This is a genomic window from Flavobacterium sp. (genome assembly GCF_020217025.1).
Classification (GTDB): Bacteria; Bacteroidota; Bacteroidia; order Flavobacteriales; family Flavobacteriaceae; genus Flavobacterium.
Genome location: NZ_JAIWOF010000227.1, coordinates 1 through 17,100, shown reverse-complemented (window position 1 = coordinate 17,100; position 17,100 = coordinate 1). Strand labels below are relative to the sequence as shown.

Annotated in this window: 19 protein-coding genes and 1 pseudogene; 6 read left to right on the top strand and 14 right to left on the bottom strand. The window is 32.2% G+C overall.

Translation table 11 applies throughout. The annotated features are described in order from the left end of the window. Positions 1 to 103 precede the first annotated feature (103 nt). From LDL23_RS12070 to LDL23_RS12060, 3 genes are all read right to left on the bottom strand, one after another. Complete coding sequence (locus LDL23_RS12070) at positions 104 to 685, bottom strand: hypothetical protein (RefSeq protein WP_291265923.1); 582 nt, start codon at positions 683 to 685, stop codon at positions 104 to 106. Between the two features lie 195 nt (positions 686 to 880). Further along, positions 881 to 1,429 carry a PepSY-associated TM helix domain-containing protein gene (locus LDL23_RS12065; protein ID WP_026725106.1) on the bottom strand — a complete coding sequence of 183 codons (549 nt, stop codon included), beginning with the start codon at positions 1,427 to 1,429 and terminating at the stop codon, positions 881 to 883. Between the two features lie 20 nt (positions 1,430 to 1,449). Further along, a complete protein-coding gene (locus tag LDL23_RS12060; protein ID WP_291265922.1) occupies positions 1,450 to 3,678 on the bottom strand; it encodes a TonB-dependent receptor in 2,229 nt (742 codons plus the stop codon). A gap of 187 nt (positions 3,679 to 3,865) precedes the next feature. Here LDL23_RS12060 and prfA point away from each other — a divergent pair, with 187 nt between their 5' ends. From prfA to LDL23_RS12040, 4 genes are all read left to right on the top strand, one after another. Next, a complete protein-coding gene (prfA, locus tag LDL23_RS12055) occupies positions 3,866 to 4,939 on the top strand; it encodes a peptide chain release factor 1 (protein ID WP_291265921.1) in 1,074 nt (357 codons plus the stop codon). Positions 4,940 to 5,020: 81 nt separating this feature from the next. After that, the gene (gene pyrF, locus LDL23_RS12050) at positions 5,021 to 5,833 is read left to right on the top strand and encodes an orotidine-5'-phosphate decarboxylase (RefSeq protein ID WP_291265920.1); all 813 of its coding nucleotides are present in this window, start codon (positions 5,021 to 5,023) and stop codon (positions 5,831 to 5,833) included. A gap of 9 nt (positions 5,834 to 5,842) precedes the next feature. Beyond that, the gene (locus LDL23_RS12045; RefSeq protein WP_291265925.1) at positions 5,843 to 6,640 is read left to right on the top strand and encodes an ABC transporter substrate-binding protein; all 798 of its coding nucleotides are present in this window, start codon (positions 5,843 to 5,845) and stop codon (positions 6,638 to 6,640) included. 58 nt (positions 6,641 to 6,698) lie between these two features. Further along, positions 6,699 to 7,481, top strand: a complete 783-nt coding sequence (locus LDL23_RS12040) for an alpha/beta hydrolase (protein WP_291265919.1) — start codon at positions 6,699 to 6,701, stop codon at positions 7,479 to 7,481. Positions 7,482 to 7,578: 97 nt separating this feature from the next. Here LDL23_RS12040 and LDL23_RS12035 read toward each other — a convergent pair whose 3' ends face one another. The 10 genes and pseudogenes from LDL23_RS12035 to LDL23_RS11990 form a co-directional block, all read right to left on the bottom strand. Next, positions 7,579 to 8,691 carry an acyltransferase gene (locus LDL23_RS12035; protein WP_291265918.1) on the bottom strand — a complete coding sequence of 371 codons (1,113 nt, stop codon included), beginning with the start codon at positions 8,689 to 8,691 and terminating at the stop codon, positions 7,579 to 7,581. Between the two features lie 205 nt (positions 8,692 to 8,896). Continuing rightward, positions 8,897 to 9,895 carry an alpha/beta fold hydrolase gene (locus LDL23_RS12030; protein WP_291265917.1) on the bottom strand — a complete coding sequence of 333 codons (999 nt, stop codon included), beginning with the start codon at positions 9,893 to 9,895 and terminating at the stop codon, positions 8,897 to 8,899. A gap of 155 nt (positions 9,896 to 10,050) precedes the next feature. Next, on the bottom strand, positions 10,051 to 10,515 hold the full coding sequence (locus LDL23_RS12025; protein WP_291265916.1) for a hypothetical protein: 465 nt from the start codon (positions 10,513 to 10,515) through the stop codon (positions 10,051 to 10,053). A 176-nt stretch (positions 10,516 to 10,691) separates the two neighbouring features. Continuing rightward, positions 10,692 to 11,249 (bottom strand): hypothetical protein, encoded by a 558-nt coding sequence (locus LDL23_RS12020; protein WP_291265915.1) that lies wholly within the window; start codon positions 11,247 to 11,249, stop codon positions 10,692 to 10,694. A gap of 9 nt (positions 11,250 to 11,258) precedes the next feature. Then, positions 11,259 to 11,426, bottom strand: coding sequence for a hypothetical protein (locus LDL23_RS12015; protein ID WP_291265914.1), 168 nt, complete (start codon positions 11,424 to 11,426; stop codon positions 11,259 to 11,261). After that, entirely contained in the window at positions 11,423 to 12,220 is a 798-nt protein-coding gene (locus LDL23_RS12010; protein ID WP_291265913.1) for a cation transporter, read from the bottom strand. Before LDL23_RS12010 ends, LDL23_RS12015 begins: the two co-directional genes overlap by 4 nt. An 11-nt stretch (positions 12,221 to 12,231) precedes the next feature. Next, positions 12,232 to 12,477 (bottom strand): GDCCVxC domain-containing (seleno)protein, encoded by a 246-nt coding sequence (locus tag LDL23_RS12005; RefSeq protein WP_291265924.1) that lies wholly within the window; start codon positions 12,475 to 12,477, stop codon positions 12,232 to 12,234. A gap of 21 nt (positions 12,478 to 12,498) precedes the next feature. Next, positions 12,499 to 12,846 (bottom strand): annotated as a pseudogene (locus tag LDL23_RS12000) (MerC domain-containing protein); the annotation flags it as partial. Between the two features lie 209 nt (positions 12,847 to 13,055). Next, the gene (locus LDL23_RS11995) at positions 13,056 to 13,490 is read right to left on the bottom strand and encodes a hypothetical protein (RefSeq protein WP_291265912.1); all 435 of its coding nucleotides are present in this window, start codon (positions 13,488 to 13,490) and stop codon (positions 13,056 to 13,058) included. A 204-nt stretch (positions 13,491 to 13,694) separates the two neighbouring features. After that, complete coding sequence (locus tag LDL23_RS11990) at positions 13,695 to 14,165, bottom strand: hypothetical protein (protein ID WP_291265911.1); 471 nt, start codon at positions 14,163 to 14,165, stop codon at positions 13,695 to 13,697. Between the two features lie 269 nt (positions 14,166 to 14,434). On the opposite strand from LDL23_RS11990, the gene LDL23_RS11985 reads away from it, so the two are divergent. Both LDL23_RS11985 and LDL23_RS11980 read left to right on the top strand, forming a co-directional pair. Further along, on the top strand, positions 14,435 to 15,763 hold the full coding sequence (locus LDL23_RS11985) for an ATP/GTP-binding protein (protein WP_291265910.1): 1,329 nt from the start codon (positions 14,435 to 14,437) through the stop codon (positions 15,761 to 15,763). Beyond that, on the top strand, positions 15,750 to 16,373 hold the full coding sequence (locus tag LDL23_RS11980; RefSeq protein WP_059015276.1) for an RloB family protein: 624 nt from the start codon (positions 15,750 to 15,752) through the stop codon (positions 16,371 to 16,373). The genes LDL23_RS11985 and LDL23_RS11980 overlap by 14 nt, the downstream gene beginning before the upstream one ends. Positions 16,374 to 16,524: 151 nt before the next feature. Here the strand turns inward: LDL23_RS11980 and LDL23_RS11975 are convergent, their stop codons facing one another. Continuing rightward, complete coding sequence (locus LDL23_RS11975; protein ID WP_291265909.1) at positions 16,525 to 16,980, bottom strand: hypothetical protein; 456 nt, start codon at positions 16,978 to 16,980, stop codon at positions 16,525 to 16,527. Between the last annotated feature and the right edge of the window lie 120 nt (positions 16,981 to 17,100).

The window sequence follows — 17,100 nt, the reverse complement described above, 5'->3', positions numbered from 1 at the left end:
CCAAGCCATTACAAATATAACAAAACATTCCATTCAGCAGCGGATTTTCCGTAGGAAAATCCGGAAGTAGCCATTGAAGCAAACCGCTGTTACCAGTAGTTTTTTATTCTGTTATGTATTTTTCAAATTCAGTTTTATTAACTTTTTTTTCAATTGTTGGGTTTTCGTATTTCAGGTTCCCTTTTTCATTTACAGAAACTAATTTCTCGTTAGGTTTTTCTAAATAGTATTCAAAAGAGTTGTTTCCATAATTATAAACTGACCACGCAAATGTTCCCTCTCGTTTTTTGTTTTGATAATAATCAGTTTCAGTTTTCGCATTCAATATTCCGTATTCAATTGTCTTTCTAAAATGTCTATCAGTTGAATCAACGTTTGACCATATTGTTCTATATCTTGAATCATTTATTTCCCAATTTTTTCCAATTAGTGGAATACCAATTTTCTCTCTTGTCGAATTAAATTCAATTCCTTTGTTTTTATTTAATGGGATAGTATGTTCATAAATTTTAACAAAACTGAAATAAATTATTAGAAATAGTAAAGCTTTTGAAGAGCGTTTATTCCACAAAGATTTTAATGATAATTTGAATTCTTTAGGGTCGTTTTTGTAGTCAAAATAATATCCAATAAGTATCGGAAGTAATATTAAGAAACCTAAACTATAAATTATTAAATTGTCCATTTACGATTTTTGGGTAAAATTACTGGTAACTCGTTTATATACGAAACTTTCGAACTAGTATCATACCATATTGGCAAGATTGGCGAAAGTTTGGCAAGTTTTTATTTCGCTTATTTTTTTAACGAAATCAAATATAATAAAATATTTACAATTTCTAAAACAAAAAAGGCTCACTTTCGTGAACCTTTTCGTTTATTAACTCAAAATAACTAAAACTAAGATGGGAAAAATAATTCCGGCTACGGCTAGTTTCCAGCCTCTATTTTTAAAGGTGTTTTTGCCGTGGGTTACCATTAAAGTTCCCGTGATGGCAATTAATATTAAGGAGATTCCAAAAATATCAGAGTAGTAAATCCACCAATTCGAAGTGGTTTTGTGTAACTTCATTGTTTGGCTGATAATTGGTGTTTTGTTGAAGGCAACAATTTCACCTTTACCCGTTTTCATGTCGATTTCTACATCGTGCTTTTCAAACGAAATTTTAAACGTACCTTTCTTTACGTTGTGGCGACGCATTTTATCATCGATGCCCAATTGTTTTCCTAAGTTTTCAGCAAATTCTTCTGTAATTTGGCTTTCTTCTGGCAATTGTACTTTGATGTTTTTGGTTTCGATGGTGTATTTTTCAGGATGCCAATGTTCTCTGTGGTTCATTAAAATTCCTGAAAAGGCAAACGAAATAATTAATCCTACGTAGAAGTAACCAAAATCGCGGTGAATGTCTCTAATTAATTTTTGTTTCATGTTTTGTTTTAATTGAATTCTTAAAATTTGTATCGTAACGAAGTTAAAATTTGTCTTGGGGCAATAGGGTTTACACTGTAATTTTCGTGTAAAGTATAATTCAACTCGTTGGTAATATTAGATAATTTGCAAAGTAATGAAAATTGTTTCCAATTGTAACCTAACGATACATCAATTGTTGTGTAGCCATCAACTGGAATTTCTCTATCCCAAATTCCGTTTGGATAAGCAGGATTTACTTGATTGTTCCAACCGCCAAGTCTGTCACCAATGTAGTTTCCAATAGCTCCAACCGATACATTTTTAAGAACTCCAGTTTGTACCGTATAAAAGAAACTTAAGTTAGCTGTATGTTGAGGTGTTCTTACCAAACGATCGCCTTCAATAAAACTTCCTGTGGCACCAGTGGTTTTGGTATAACGCATGTCGTTATAACTATATCCTGATATAATGTTTAAACCATCAATTGGTTTGTAGTTTAAGTCTAATTCAATTCCTTTACTGGTTGTTTCTCCGCTTAACGCTTTAAGATTTGGATTTGTATTGATGTTTCCGTTTGCGTCAAATTCTGCCGTTTGAACTAAATTGCTGTTTACAATTTGGTATAAAGTAACGTTTGTAGTTAATTTTCCTTTCCAGAATTCGTTTTTAATTCCGGCTTCAATTTGATCAATGATTGATGGTTTTAAAGCTTCGTTATTAATATCTATTCCAGTATTTGGTGTAAACGAGTTGGAATAACTAGAGAATAAAGTAATGCTCTTTGTAGGTTGATAAATCAATCCTACTTTAGGCGAGAAAGCTCTATCGTTACGAATTTTTTCTTCTGTAACAGTATTTGCCGCAATGTTGTACGTTTCTGGTTTTGCTTCTTGGTACGAATAACGTAAACCTAATAACGCTTTAAATTTGTCAGAAAACGAAATTAAATCTTGTGCATAAACACCAAAACGTGTAGTTTGAGTTTTTACGATTCTTGTTACTTCAGAAGGTAAAATTGGTCCTTCATTTGAAGCTGCATAAGACGATGGATCAAAAATATTTACCGTATCGTAAGTTGTTTCAGTTACCGGATTTCCATTCACATCTAACACATTAGGATTAAAAAATCTAAACGTATAAGCATCGGCATACGAAATTTCGGTATCGATACCCGTAAATAATTGGTGTTTGATTTTACCTGTTTTAAAGTTGCCTTGTAAACTAATTTGGTTGGCAAAAATTTGTTCTACCGCTTTATTTCTCCCGTAAGGACGTTTCCAATCGCCACTACCGTCTGGATTTGGTTGAATACGTTCTGTTCCGATAGATTCTCTGTCGTAATCTTGGAAAGAAGAATTAAAATTCAGTTTCCAATTTTTATTGAATTCATGGTTTACTAATATCGAAGCGGTTGCTTGTTTGGTGTTTCCATTTGACCATTTTGCGCCTAAATAAGCGTTTCTTGGTACATCTGCAATTTCTTTTCCAATAGAACCAGTTCCAAAATCTGGTGTCCAGTCATCACTTAAATAATCTGCTTGTAGTGTAATTTCAGTTTTGTCACTCACTTTAAAAAGTAGGGAAGGATTTACATAATAACGTTCTCTGGTAACATAATCTCTAAAGCTCTCCGAGTTTTCATATGAACCATTAAAACGATACGCAATCGAATTGTTAAAAGCACCATATACATCTGCCGAAGGTTTGTAGAAACTATAACTTCCAGCTTGCATGGTGAATTCGCCACCAGTTCTGAAGTTAGGCGATTTGGTTACCATGTTCATAATTCCTCCAGGCGCCACATTTCCATATAAAAGTGCTGCACTTCCTTTTAAGATTTCTACTTTTTCTAACGAAGAAACTTCAGGAATAGAACCGCCATTAAAGCGGAAACCATTTTTAAACATGTTGTTAGATGTCATGTCATAACCTCTTGACCAAAATGATTCTTGAGCGCCACCACGAGCCGAACCTACATAAACACCGTTGGCATTTTTAACCACATCACTCAAACGAATGGATTGTTGTTGTTGGATGATTTCTGTTCCAATAACCTGAATGGCTTGAGGTAAATCTTTTTCTTTGATTCCAGCTCTGTTAACTGAAGACTTAGAAGGATTGTTTTTTCCGTTAATGACTACTTCGTTTAGCGTTTTCACAGTATCGTTTTCTGTAAAATAGTTTTCGCTAACATCATTTGGAGTTTGTTGGGCCACTGCCTGAAAAGAAGACAGTAGTACTATAGATTTGAAAATGTTTTTATACATCTTATTTAGATTTAATTAAAATAACACCGCAAAAATAATAAGCAAAAATGAATTCACAAAGTTTATTTAGATTTATTTTAAATAAAATAGTTAAGAAGTTGATTTTCAGTTTTAAAACTTTTAAACATTTTAATTTTTAAACTTTCAACTAAAATTGTAACTTTGCACTCCAAAATAAATAACAGCTATGTTAGATAGATTACAATATGTAAAACAACGTTTTGACGAAGTATCAGATTTGATTATTCAGCCTGATGTAATTGCCGATCAAAAGCGTTATGTACAATTAAATAAAGAATACAAAGACCTTAAAGCTTTAGTAGATAAACGTGAAGAATACATTAATCTTGACGGAAATATTAAAGAAGCTAACGAGATTATTGCGGATGGTTCGGATGCCGAAATGTTAGAAATGGCTAAAATGCAATTGGACGAAGCTAAAGAACGTTTACCTCAGTTAGAAGACGAAATCAAATATATGTTGATTCCAAAAGACCCAGAAGATGCGAAAAACGTTATGGTGGAAATCCGCGCAGGTACGGGTGGAGATGAAGCTTCTATCTTTGCTGGAGATTTGTACCGTATGTACACTAAATATTGTGATTCAAAAGGATGGAGAACATCTGTAGTAGATGTAAGTGAAGGAACTTCTGGTGGTTTTAAAGAGATAATCTTTGAAGTAACTGGAGAAGATGTGTACGGAACTTTAAAATATGAAGCAGGAGTACATCGTGTACAACGTGTGCCACAAACGGAAACACAAGGTCGTGTGCACACTTCAGCAGCAACAGTAATGGTGTTGCCAGAAGCAGAAGAATTTGACGTACAAATCGACATGAACGACGTTCGTATCGACTTTTTCTGTTCGTCTGGTCCTGGTGGGCAATCGGTAAATACAACGAAATCAGCGGTTCGCATGACGCACATTCCAACAGGTTTGGTAGCACAATGTCAGGATGAGAAATCGCAACATAAAAACAAAGACAAAGCGTTAACGGTTTTACGTTCGCGTTTGTATGAAATGGAATTGGCCAAAAAACAAGAAGAAGATGCGAAAAAACGTAATTCTCAGGTAAGTTCGGGTGACCGTTCGGCTAAAATTCGTACCTATAACTATGCACAAGGTAGAATTACCGATCATAGAATTGGTTTAAGTATTTTCGATTTAGATGGTTTCATGAATGGAAATCTTCACAAAATGATTGAAGAATTACAATTGGTAGCCAACACCGAAAAACTAAAAGAAAGCGAAGTTTTCTAAAATATAAGCCTCATTTATTGAGGCTTTTTTTATATCCAAAATCAAAAATATTTCGCAAATTTGCGGTTAAACAACAACACAATGACTACTGAACAACTAATTACCCAAATCCGAACTAAAAAATCATTTCTTTGCATTGGTTTGGATGTCGATTTGAATAAAATTCCCGAGCATTTACTACAAACCGAAGATCCTATTTTCGAATTCAATAAAGCCATTATCGATGCGACTCACGATTTATGTGTTTCGTACAAACCAAATACTGCTTTTTACGAAGCTTACGGAATCAAAGGTTGGCAATCGCTAGAAAAAACCATTAATTACATCAATGAGAAATATCCTGAAATCTTCACTATTGCGGATGCTAAACGTGGTGATATTGGCAATACTTCGTCTATGTATGCCAGAGCTTTTTTCAACGATTTAGATTTTGATTCGGTAACAGTGGCACCTTACATGGGAAAAGATTCGGTAGAGCCTTTCTTAGCTTTTGAAGACAAGCACACGATTATGTTGGCGTTAACTTCAAATGAAGGCGCTTTCGATTTCCAAACGCAAAATGTGGAAGGAAAAGAATTGTACAAAGTAGTTTTAGAAACTTCAAAATCTTGGAAAAACGCGCATAATTTGATGTATGTAGTTGGTGCAACCAAAGCGGAGTATTTCACTGAAATCCGAAAAATTGTTCCTGATAGTTTCTTATTAGTTCCAGGAGTTGGCGCTCAAGGCGGAAGTTTGGTTGAGGTTTGCAAATACGGAATGAATGCTAATGTTGGCTTGTTAATCAATTCATCAAGAGGGATTATTTACGCTTCAAACGGAATGGATTTCGCAGCAAAGGCTAGGGAAGAAGCGTTGAAGTTGCAACAAGAAATGCAATCCATTTTAGGGTAAATTTTGAATATTGAACCAATGCAAGACCAATTAGGAACCCAACATACTTTCGAAGCCACACCTTTGCGCATCGTTTCGTTAGTACCTTCACAAACCGAATTGTTATATGATTTAGGTTTGGAAGATAACATTGTTGGAATTACTAAATTTTGTGTGCATCCGTTTCATTTTAAAGCGACGAAGACGATTGTTGGTGGGACGAAAACTATCAAATTTGATAAAATAAAAGCACTTCAGCCTGATATTGTCATTTGTAATAAAGAAGAAAATACCAAAGAAATCGTAGAAGAATTATCCCAAATTTGTCCGGTTTGGGTTACCGATATTATGACGATTGAAGATAATCTACAAATGATTCAAGATTTCGGTCAACTCTTCAATAAACGAACAAATGCGCAAAAATGGATAGATAAAATCAATTTTGCTCATCAAGATTTTCAGCAATTCATCAAAGATAAACCGATTAAAAAAGCCGCTTATTTTATTTGGGCCAATCCTCATATGGTAGCGGGAAATCATACGTTTATTAACGAATTATTGAAATTAAATCATTTCGAGAATATTTATGCAAATAAAGAAGGTCGTTATCCTGAAATCGAGTTGAAGAAAATCCGTTTAGAAGGTGATCCCGATTATGTGTTTTTGTCTTCCGAACCGTTTCTGTTTAAAGACGAACATGCGTTTGAAATTGGACGTTTTACGCACCATGCGAAAACCGTTTTTGTGGATGGCGAAATGTTTTCTTGGTACGGAAGCCGCTTGTTGAAAGCGTTTGATTATTTCAAATTACTGCATGCTAAAATTTAAAATTTGTTCAACAATGTAGTTGTTTTAAAAACAGTACATTTGACAAAAATTGAAACATTTGATTTCCTACACAATTTATAAAAACGAAACCAGTACCGAATGGGTGACTTTTGTTCATGGAGCAGGAGGAAGTTCTTCTATTTGGTTCAAGCAAATTCGTGATTTTCAGAAGCATTTTAATGTGTTGTTGCTGGATTTGCGTGGTCATGGAAATTCAAAAGAACAATTGAAATCGGCACTCAAACAAAAATATACGTTTAAAGCCATTGCGGAAGACATTGTTGAGGTAATCGATTTTTTAAAGATTGAATCTTCGCATTTTGTTGGAATTTCTTTAGGTTCCATTGTGATTCGTCAATTAGCAGAAATGCATCCTGAACGCGTGAAAAGCATGATTTTAGGTGGTGCCATTTTAAAAATGAATTTCCGTTCGCAAGTTTTGATGCGATTGGGAAATACGTTTAAATATGTATTGCCTTATTTGGTGTTGTACAAGTTTTTTGCCTTTGTGATTATGCCAAAAAAGAATCACAAACAATCCCGTTTATTATTCATTAACGAAGCTAAGAAATTGTACCAAAAAGAATTCATTAAATGGTTCAAACTTACCGCTGAAATCAATCCAGTATTACGCTGGTTCCGTCAAAAAGAATTGAATATCCCTACACTTTACGTCATGGGCGAAGAAGATTATATGTTTTTACCTTCGGTAAAGCAAGTCGTTGCTAATCACGTTAAAACCGCCGAACTTTTCATCATCCAAAACTGCGGACATGTCGTGAATGTAGAACAACCGGTTGTTTTTAATGAAACGGTGATTGGGTATTTAAAAAAACGGTAATTAGGTTTAATGGTTCCACGCTTTGTAATGTGGAGGTTTTTTAACACAAAAGTTTCATAGAACCACTTCAGCTACCATATTACTAAACCGATAGGTTTTATTTCTTTTCAATTATTCTATTTCGTAATTTCATAAATGGTTTTTCAACTGTCAACTGTAGCAAATTGGCAAAACTCAAACACGTTACTATACAAATTAAAAGCATCAAATTGTTGTCAATTTTAAAGTCGGCTAATAATTGATGTGTTATATGTGTTACACCTTTGTGTGTCAAATAAGTAGCGTACGAAAGTGTTGCAATAAATGTTGTTATTTTGGAATTCCATTTGTATAAAAAACTGGTCGGACTTACTGCTCCAGTAACCATAAATCCGTAGCCAATTGCGATGAGTGGAAAGCCAAAAACGGAAGCGTTAAAAGTCATTTGATTATCACATAAAAAATAGGCACCTGTCAAAACAAGTAAACTAAAAATGATACATAGATTACCATATTTAGATATTCGACTCCAAACATTTGGTAAAAACTGATAAATTCCTGCAATTGAAACACCAACCAAAAGTCCGTCTAAACGGTTGTAAGTTGGATAGTAAATAAATTGATACCAGTACATCCAACTATTTTCTTCTTCAATATTCGCTAGATATAAATAATTAAAACTATAAATTCTAATGGTAAAACCGAATAAAAATAGGAAAATTAAAAGCCAATAAGATTTGAAAAACAATTTTGAATTTTGGAAAATTATTAAAAGAATTGGTAGAAACAAATAAAAATGCTCTTCTACACAAAGCGACCAAGCGTGGGAAAATGTTCCATAATCTTTCAAGTTTAGTCCAAGATTTTGTGTAAAAGTTAGGAACTTCCATAAAGGGGGTAAATTTTCTTTTTCACGGAAAAATGGAAAGCAAAAGTATAGTCCAATAGTTATCAAAAAAGCAGGAACAATTCTAAAAAAACGTTTAAGAAAGAATTGCTTAAAAGAGATATTTTGTCCTTGTTTGATTTGAACAAAAAGTTGTGATGAAATTAAAAATCCGCTCAGAACAAAAAATAAATCTACACCAGTCCAACCAAATTTTGCAAAGTCAGGTAACCATTCAGGTTGTCCACCGCTTAAAATAAAATAATGAAAAAGGAAAACGAATACAATTGCTAATGCACGTAAATGGTCAAGTCCGTATAATTTTTGTTGAATATTTTGCTCCAATTTGTTTTGTGAAATTTGTCGTTTGTTAATCGGTTCTGTTTGTCTGCACGTTGGTTTGGTAAACTTACCGCCAACGTATCAAGGCTTTGCGAAGTTTGGATTTATATTGCTCCGAACCATTCCATTCCTACTAAGCCAAATATACAAAAAGATCTTTCCATTAAATCCTAAAGCCAAAATTTCGTAAAACCATTGTTAGTAACAGTTATTGTTTTAATATCCAGTTTTTTATATCTGAAAGTGGTTCTTGGTCCATTTGGTATAATGAAGAACCTACAGTTCCATTTCTATCCGTTAAATAGTGATTTAAACTTTCAAAAATTTTATATTCAATATTAGGGTTTTTAAAAGATTCAATTAAATTAATTTCATCTTTATGATTAATGATTAAATCTTTTGTACCTGTAACAAACAATGTTTTAATAGAAGTGTTTTTTAAAGTCGCTTCAATATTAGTTGAAGCCATTTCGATTAAAAAAGCATCATGTAACAAAGCAATAAAACGTTTATTGAATCCTTTATCCTGAATATACTTTTTTACTTCTTTTTTTAAAGAATTAGAATTACTATTTTTTATAACAGCTAAGTATCCCTCCATGAAAGTCACTATTTCATTTTTAGTCTTACCTTCTCGCATAATTTCGGGAATACTATTTTCGTAGTTCATTTTAAATTGATTAATAATAAACGCACCATTTTTTATAATAGGTGTTTCTATTAAAATGATAAAATTCGGATTACTATTTTCTTCAATAATTTTTAGAGTAGCAATTCCTCCGATACTATGTCCAATTATCCCTATTTTTTTGGTATTATATGTTTTTTGTAAATTTTTAAAAGCATAGTTTAAATCTTTTGATAAATCGGTAGCTAATTCAGAATAATTTCCTTCTGATTTTCCTATACCTCGTTCATCAAATCGATATACTGCAATATTATTTTTGAGAAGTTCTTCAGACAATATATAATGAGAATGTCTGGTGTCTTTTCCACTACCTGGAACGATTATAACAATTTTATCAAAATCAGATTTTGGTTTAATTAATGTCCCTGAAAGTTTTATATTTTCCTTCAGATTTTGAAAATCAATTTCTTGAGAATCATAATTTTCGATATTGTTTACTTCCTTTTCGTACTTAAAAATATTTTGAGATTTCGAGATGAAAGAATAAAGTAATAGAATTATAAGTAAAATTTGTTTCATAATGGTTGCTTACTTTCCGTAGTTTAAAAATCTGGCAAAAATGCAACACCAAGCCTTCACAAATATAACAAAACATTCCATTCAGCAGTGGATTTTTTCGTAGGAAAATCCGGAAGCAATCATTGAAGCAAACCGCTGTTGTAAGCAGGCTTTTTTTATCTGCATCGTACTAATATTCCACCTTGAGGAAAATTTAATTCCGCTATAAAATCTTTATCCGTCAGGCAACTATATCTTTTTTTAAATTTCCTTTCTCTAAAATCATAAACTCTTAAAATCAAATATCTTCTTTCAAAATCTTGCTTTTTCATTTCAATTCCAAAATTCCCGATTTGATGTCCATTTCTTTTGAAAGTATTATAGTCAAAAGTCAGAGTGATATTTTTTGTCAGGTCAGAGTTTATTTTTTCCCAATCTTCTGGTTGAAGAATCAATTCTCCAGGATGATATCCGACTAAATTTCTGCTTTTAGTTCCGTCCATGTTTTCAAAATTCAAATAAGCACCTGAAATTTCGGATGTGACTAACCTTTCGTTTACTTCAATTACCATATTCAGATTTTGTCCAAATCCGTTAATTATAATTCCAACTAGAAGTAAAAAAGTTAGTTTAAATTTCATTCGTAGTTCGTTTTTTAAGCTTGCTTACAACGTTCTGCGGCTTGCTCTCAGTGGCGTTGCACCAACACCAAGCCATTACAAATATAATAAAACATTCCATTCAGCAGCGGATTTTCCGTAGGAAAATCCGGAAGTAGCCATTGAAGCAAACCGCTGTTGTAGCACGTTTTTTATTATTAAGCGACTAAATTTAGTCCACAATTCGGACATTCAGTTATTTTGTCTGAAACTCTATTATGGCAAGCAGGACATTTGTCGGTAATCAATACGGTTTGAGATTCATATTTTTTTTTTAATTCAGTTAGCACTTCTTTTTCTGTTATTTCTTTAAATATTAAATTTCGTCTTCTTTCGATTTTTTCTCCTGTTAGTATTTCAATAAAGAATTTCATATGAAAAGAATACCATTGGTTTAGCTCGAGCCAAAAAAAGTAATATTCTCTTTTAGATTTTGAATATCCGACAACAACATATTCAGATCGTTCCGAAAACATTTTTTTAAACGAAAGACCGCTCTTATAATTGAATGGATTTATTTTCATTTCCGCTTTTTTTAATTCTCTTTTTTCTATAAATACCAGATTTTTACTCTTAAAAAAATCAAATGTTTCTATTAAGTTTAGTTCTGGTTTAAAGAATAATGGATAAAGAAAATATTTGATTATGAGAAACCAAATTGACAAAACAATTAAAATTGCTATTATAATAAATATTACTTGAAAAGTTAGTTCCATAGAGTTTTCTCAAAATGTGCTACAACGTTTTGCGGCTTGGCGAAGGGTGGGATTTTTAGCACTAAAGTTCATACGAAGCACAAATGTTGAACCTTGCACAAATGTTTCTACGAAGCACGAAACCCCGCCTTTTGCCAAACCGCTGTTAGCAGTAGTGGTTCTATTTTCGTCCGTCATTTCGATAGTTTCAAGATTTTAAATGCTCCTTGTCCAACGATGAAAAATACTATTGTCCCAACGATAAGGTCGGGATATTTTGAGTTTGTCAAGTAAACAAGTCCGCCTGCGACAATTACACCTAAATTTACAACTACGTCATTAGATGTAAAAATCATACTCGCTTGCATATGTGCTTCTCTGCTTTTGCTTTTTTGCAGTAAATACAAACAAAGTCCGTTGCCAATAAGTGCAAGAATTGAAATAATTATGATTGTCTGAAATGTAGGAACTGTTTCAGTTCCAATAAATCGTCTGATTACTTCAATGAAACCAAAAATGGCAAGTGTCAACTGAAAATAACCTGCTGATTTTGCAATGTTCTTTTTTCGTGTCATTGTCCCACCAACAGCGAAAAGTGCAAGTCCGTAAACAATACTGTCGGCAAGCATATCTAAACTGTCGGCAACAAGTCCCATTGAGTTTGAAACGAAACCTGTCGTAAGTTCAAGTGCAAAAAAGAAAAAGTTGATAGCTAAAACTTGCCAAAGCAATTTTCTTTCTCGGTCGGTGTTGTCGGTTGTAACAGAATAATTGTCTGCCGAAACGCTGTCAATAAGTGAAGTGTCAAATTTTAAATTGTCAAGTCGCTGAAAAATTTTGTCGTGGTTGTCTGTGTGAAAAACGGTCAGTTGTCTGTTTGCAATATCAAAGTCTAACGAGTTGATGTTTGTCAAGTCGGCAAGTTTCATCCGTATCATTTGTTCTTCGGATGGGCAATCCATTTTTGATATTTTAAATGTCGTTTTTTGCATTGGCTTTATTATTAGCAGCAATTTTCACCTGCTTGAATTGGTGGACATTTAACCGTCCCATAACTACAATAAACACAACAGTCGCCTTGCAATGGTTTCAGTCGTGTTTTACAATTTTCGCACTCATAGAAATATAGACAAGCGTCTGTCGGCATAATTTCAGTTTTCTTATGTCCGCAGTTTGGACAGGTCAATGTTGATTGTGTTTCAACTGTCTTGCCATTATATGTTGTGCAAGTGTTGCAATTTCCGTTCATTTTGTTTCGTTTATAATTCCAAATTGTCGCTATTAGAAGTCCGAACATACCAACGTAAAGAAAATACGTCCAGTATTCGCTGTCGTTAAAATGATAAGCGTAAAAAATCAAAATTCCGCTTGGAATGGCAACTATTAAAGGATACATACAACGGTGTCTGCGATACGAAATGTAAAGCCCGCCAACAGAAATTAAAACCATTGCTTGAAAAATCCACATTGTCCACCCACCAAAAAGCTCAAAACTTCCAAGTCCGAGTGCAGAAGCTGCAAATGCAAAAAGTGGAAAACAGCAAGGTGAAAATATTGCTGTCAAGAAAAGTCCTATTGTGCCGAACTTGTCAATGCTGTTTGTGAGTTTAATTGCCATATTTTTTGTAAATAATGTTTTTTTTGAGTTGAATCTTATTGTTGGTTGGGTCGTCCTACCATTACTGCTAACGTTATGAGGCTTGCTCTCAGTGGCGTCGAACCAACACCAAGCCATTACAAATATAACAAAACATTCCATTCAGCAGCGGATTTTCCGCAGGAAAATCCGGAAGTAGCCATTGAAGCAAACCGCTGTTGTGCGTAGTGTTAATTTATTCGATTATATACAAACTTATAAATTATAACATTCCCATTTCCATCATCATCAGAACTTTCTAAAATAAGTTTATTATTTCCGTTTTCAAATGTGACGTTTTCGGTATAAATATCTCCATTCTGATTGAATTGATAAGTGTTATCATTAATTTTTGTCCAAGTAAGATTTACATCATCAACTAAAACACATTCATTAGCTAGGTTTTGATCATAATATTTGTCGGTTCTACTTCCGTTATTTGAAAACTCAATAGTTGATGGTTGACAATCATTTTGTGTAAATTGAATGTCATTTTCAAATTGAGTTGAGTATTCCCATTTTCCAATTATTGAATCCACATTTGAATTGTTATCATCGTTTTTTGTACACGATATAACTAATGATAATAATGTTAATAAACTGATTTTAATAAGTATTTTTTTCATTTTTCTTTTGGTAAATTATTTTTGGTTTAGTTCTTTCAATCTCTTATCTGCACAAACATTACGCACAACGTCCTGTGGCTTTGCGCTGGTTGCGGAAATTGGAACTACGTACTCTCGGCTGGACGAAACGAAGTTATGAAAAACTGAACGAACTTTTACAACAAAAACAGCAATCATGCAAAACCGCTGTTGTGCGCTGTTTTATTAAAAAGAATTATTTAAAATTGGTAATCTTTTTTGTTGTTTGAAGTAATTATAAAGCAAAATAGATTCAACATATGATGGTGGTTCATCTGTTTTTGTATAAAAAATATAAAAATCTAATTTCTCGATTTCCTTTAAATCCATAATTGTTTTTACGTAATCATTTGTAAGAATATCGAGTTTTGTTTCCTTATCTTTTCCTCGTGTTGCTGTTAATCGTTTCGCAAGTGAATGATCGCAAGATGTTCCGTCCGATTTTATTTTTCCCGCCATACCGATGTAAATAACTTCATCGTTTTTTGGATTTACCCAAACATAGATTCCAAAACTATTTTTACGAACGTTGTCTCTAATTGTTGAATTATACTTTTTTCGACCGTCCTCAAAGTCGAAAAGTTCTCTATTTATTGAAAACTCGTTATAATCGTCGATATAATTATCAACCAGATTTTTTAGCTCTTTTATTTTCATATTTTTGAAATAAATGTTTTCGTTAGTAGATAGCTCACAAAATAGCGCACAACGTTCTGTCGCTTGCGCCAGTGGCGTTTTTCGACACTGACGATAACAAATATAGAAATAACATTTCATTTAGCGGTATTCTTTTCCAAATAAATCCCGAGCCACGCCATTGGTGCAAACGGCTGTTAGCGGTAGTCTTTTATTTTAAAAAATAGTCCAAAATTCAATTTTTATGCTTAAATTTGCGTATTAATTGCAAATTAAAACCAAAAAAAAAGATGATAATAAGTTTTTCAGTTACCAATTTTGGTCCGATAAGAGAAAAGCAAACAATTTCTTTTGAAGCAAAAAAATATGACGATTTAGAGAACTATTATGTAATTGAACCCATAAAGGGATTAAGATTATTAAAATTAATTTTTTTATATGGTGCTAATGCGTCTGGAAAAACCACAATGTTAAATGCAATAGAATTTTTGCGTGATATTGTATTAGATCCATTTGAGAAAAAAAATGAAAAATTTGATTTTAATCCATTTTTGTTTGATAATGAAAGTAAAAATTTAGACTCAACTATTGAAATAGATTTCGTTCATAAATCAAAAAAATATTCTTACAGGGTTGAATTTAATAAGAAAGTTATTAGCCAAGAAACATTGTTAGTTTTTAATCCTAATAAAGCAACTGTTTTTAAAAGAACTACAAATGTTAATAATAATCTTACTGAAATTGTTTTTGGAAGTAAAGTTAAACTGAATAAAGATTATGTTAATACTCTTGTCAGCAATACATTATCTAACAACACGGTTTTTGGAGGTTTTCTAAAAACAAATATTGATATTGTTGAGTTAAGAGAAGTTCTTGATTGGTTTGAAAGTGCTTTAAGACCAATGATTTCACCAAGAACAGATTTAGATGGATTTGTTACTAGAAATTTAAATGATGGTGGTAATATTAGTAAAGAAAATGTTTTAGAAGTTTTGAGAAAAGCAGATTTAAACATTGAAGATATTATTATTGAAGAAAAGGAAAGAGATATACCAGAAGGTTTACTTGAGTTTTTGGAAACTAGTACAAAGAATGAAGAGGACAGAAAGAAAATTTCTTCTATTAGAGAAAAAGGTAAAGTTACTGCTGTTAATTTAGAATTTGTCCATAAGTTCGGAGATAAGAGTTATAATTTACCTTTTGAAAATCAATCTCAAGGAACACAAAGATTTTATGGTTTAGCTGGTGTATTGGATATTCTTGTAAGACAAAATAGTATTGTGCCAATAGATGAGTTAGAATCTTCTCTTCATCCCGATTTGTATATCCATTTTATTTTAATGCATCTTGTAAATTCATCCAAATCTCAATTAATCGCTACTACTCATAACAGAGAAATATTAAAAAATAGAGATATTTTTAGAGATGATTGTATTTGGTTTGCTGATAAAACAGAAGAAGGTAATACTGAAATTTATTCATTAGAAGATTTCGACACTAAAACTATAAGAAATAGTAGTAATGTTTACAATGCTTATAGTATTGGTAAATTAGGAGGTGTACCTGAATTAGGAGATTATTTTCTTGATTTTAAATACGATGAAGATGGCGAAAATTAGTAAGAAAAAGAAAGCAGCTATTTTTGTTGATGGAGAATGTGAATTATGGTATTTTCAAATGATGAAAAGAAATGAAAATGCTATTAATCTTGATTTGTTACCAAAATTGCCAAGAAAAAAGAAGCTCTTTGATTTATATAAAGAAGTGAAAAAATCAGCAAGTGACTATGATTTAGTAATTTGGATTGTTGATTTAGATAAAGTTCTTGAAGAGGAGAGAAGTAAAAAGAAAGAAGGTAAAAATCCTAAGGAAGAATTTTTAAAATATTATAAAGATTTATCGAGATTAAAGAATGTTAAAGTAATTGTTTCTAATCCTTGTCTTGAATATTGGTTATTGCTTCATTATGAATATACTGCAAAACCTTTTAAAGATTGTAGTGAAGCTAATCAGTTACTAAAGAAACATTTAAAAGATTATGATAAGAGTGAAAAGTATTTTGTTAAGAATGATTTGTATAAAAAAATCAAGAATAATCAGGAAACAGCGGTAAAAAATGCTAAAAAATTAGGTGAATTCAGTTCTGAAAGTTTTGATTCTTCAATATGCGAGATGTATAAACTTTTCGATTCCGATGAAAAAGTTAATATTCTGACTGGTCTTAAGTAAGATTACCGCTAACGTTCTGCGGCTTGCTCTCAGTGGCGTTGAACCAACACCAAGCCATTACAAATATAATAAAACATTCCATTCAGTAGCGGATTTTCCGTAGGAAAATCCGGAAGTAGCCATTGAAGCAAACCGCTGTTAGCAAACGTTTTTATTTTAATTTTATTGAATTCATTATACTTTCAAGTTTTTCCATTGCTTCAGAGTTTTTTTGAGTCGATAAATTATTTTGAATAGAATAAGTAATGTCTAAGATAACTTTATCTCCAATAATTAATCTTTTATATTCTAAAACTTTTTCATTCTTATAATCAAAAATCCACTTCAGTACCACATTATCATTAATTATTTCTTCAATCGGTTTTATGATACAATCAGAATGCTTTTCAGCATAAACATCAAGAATTGCATCTGCTGTTACTTTTTGTGAACAGTATTCTTCAATTATAAAACCATAATTAGTTGTTTCCTCAAAAAAAATAAATGATTTTTTTGGGCCAATTGATTTACGCCAGTTAATTGGAAAACATAGCGAAAAACTTTCAGTGTTAAAATAAATAATTTTTCTTGTAAAGAATATTAGATATAGTTTATTCAAAATATTCATTGAAAGTTTTCTTTTTTTAAATGTTTGCTAACGTTCTGTGGCTTAAAAATGTGGCGAAAAACCAACACCAAGCCTTCACAAATATAACCAAAACTTTAAATTAAACAACTGCGCCATTTC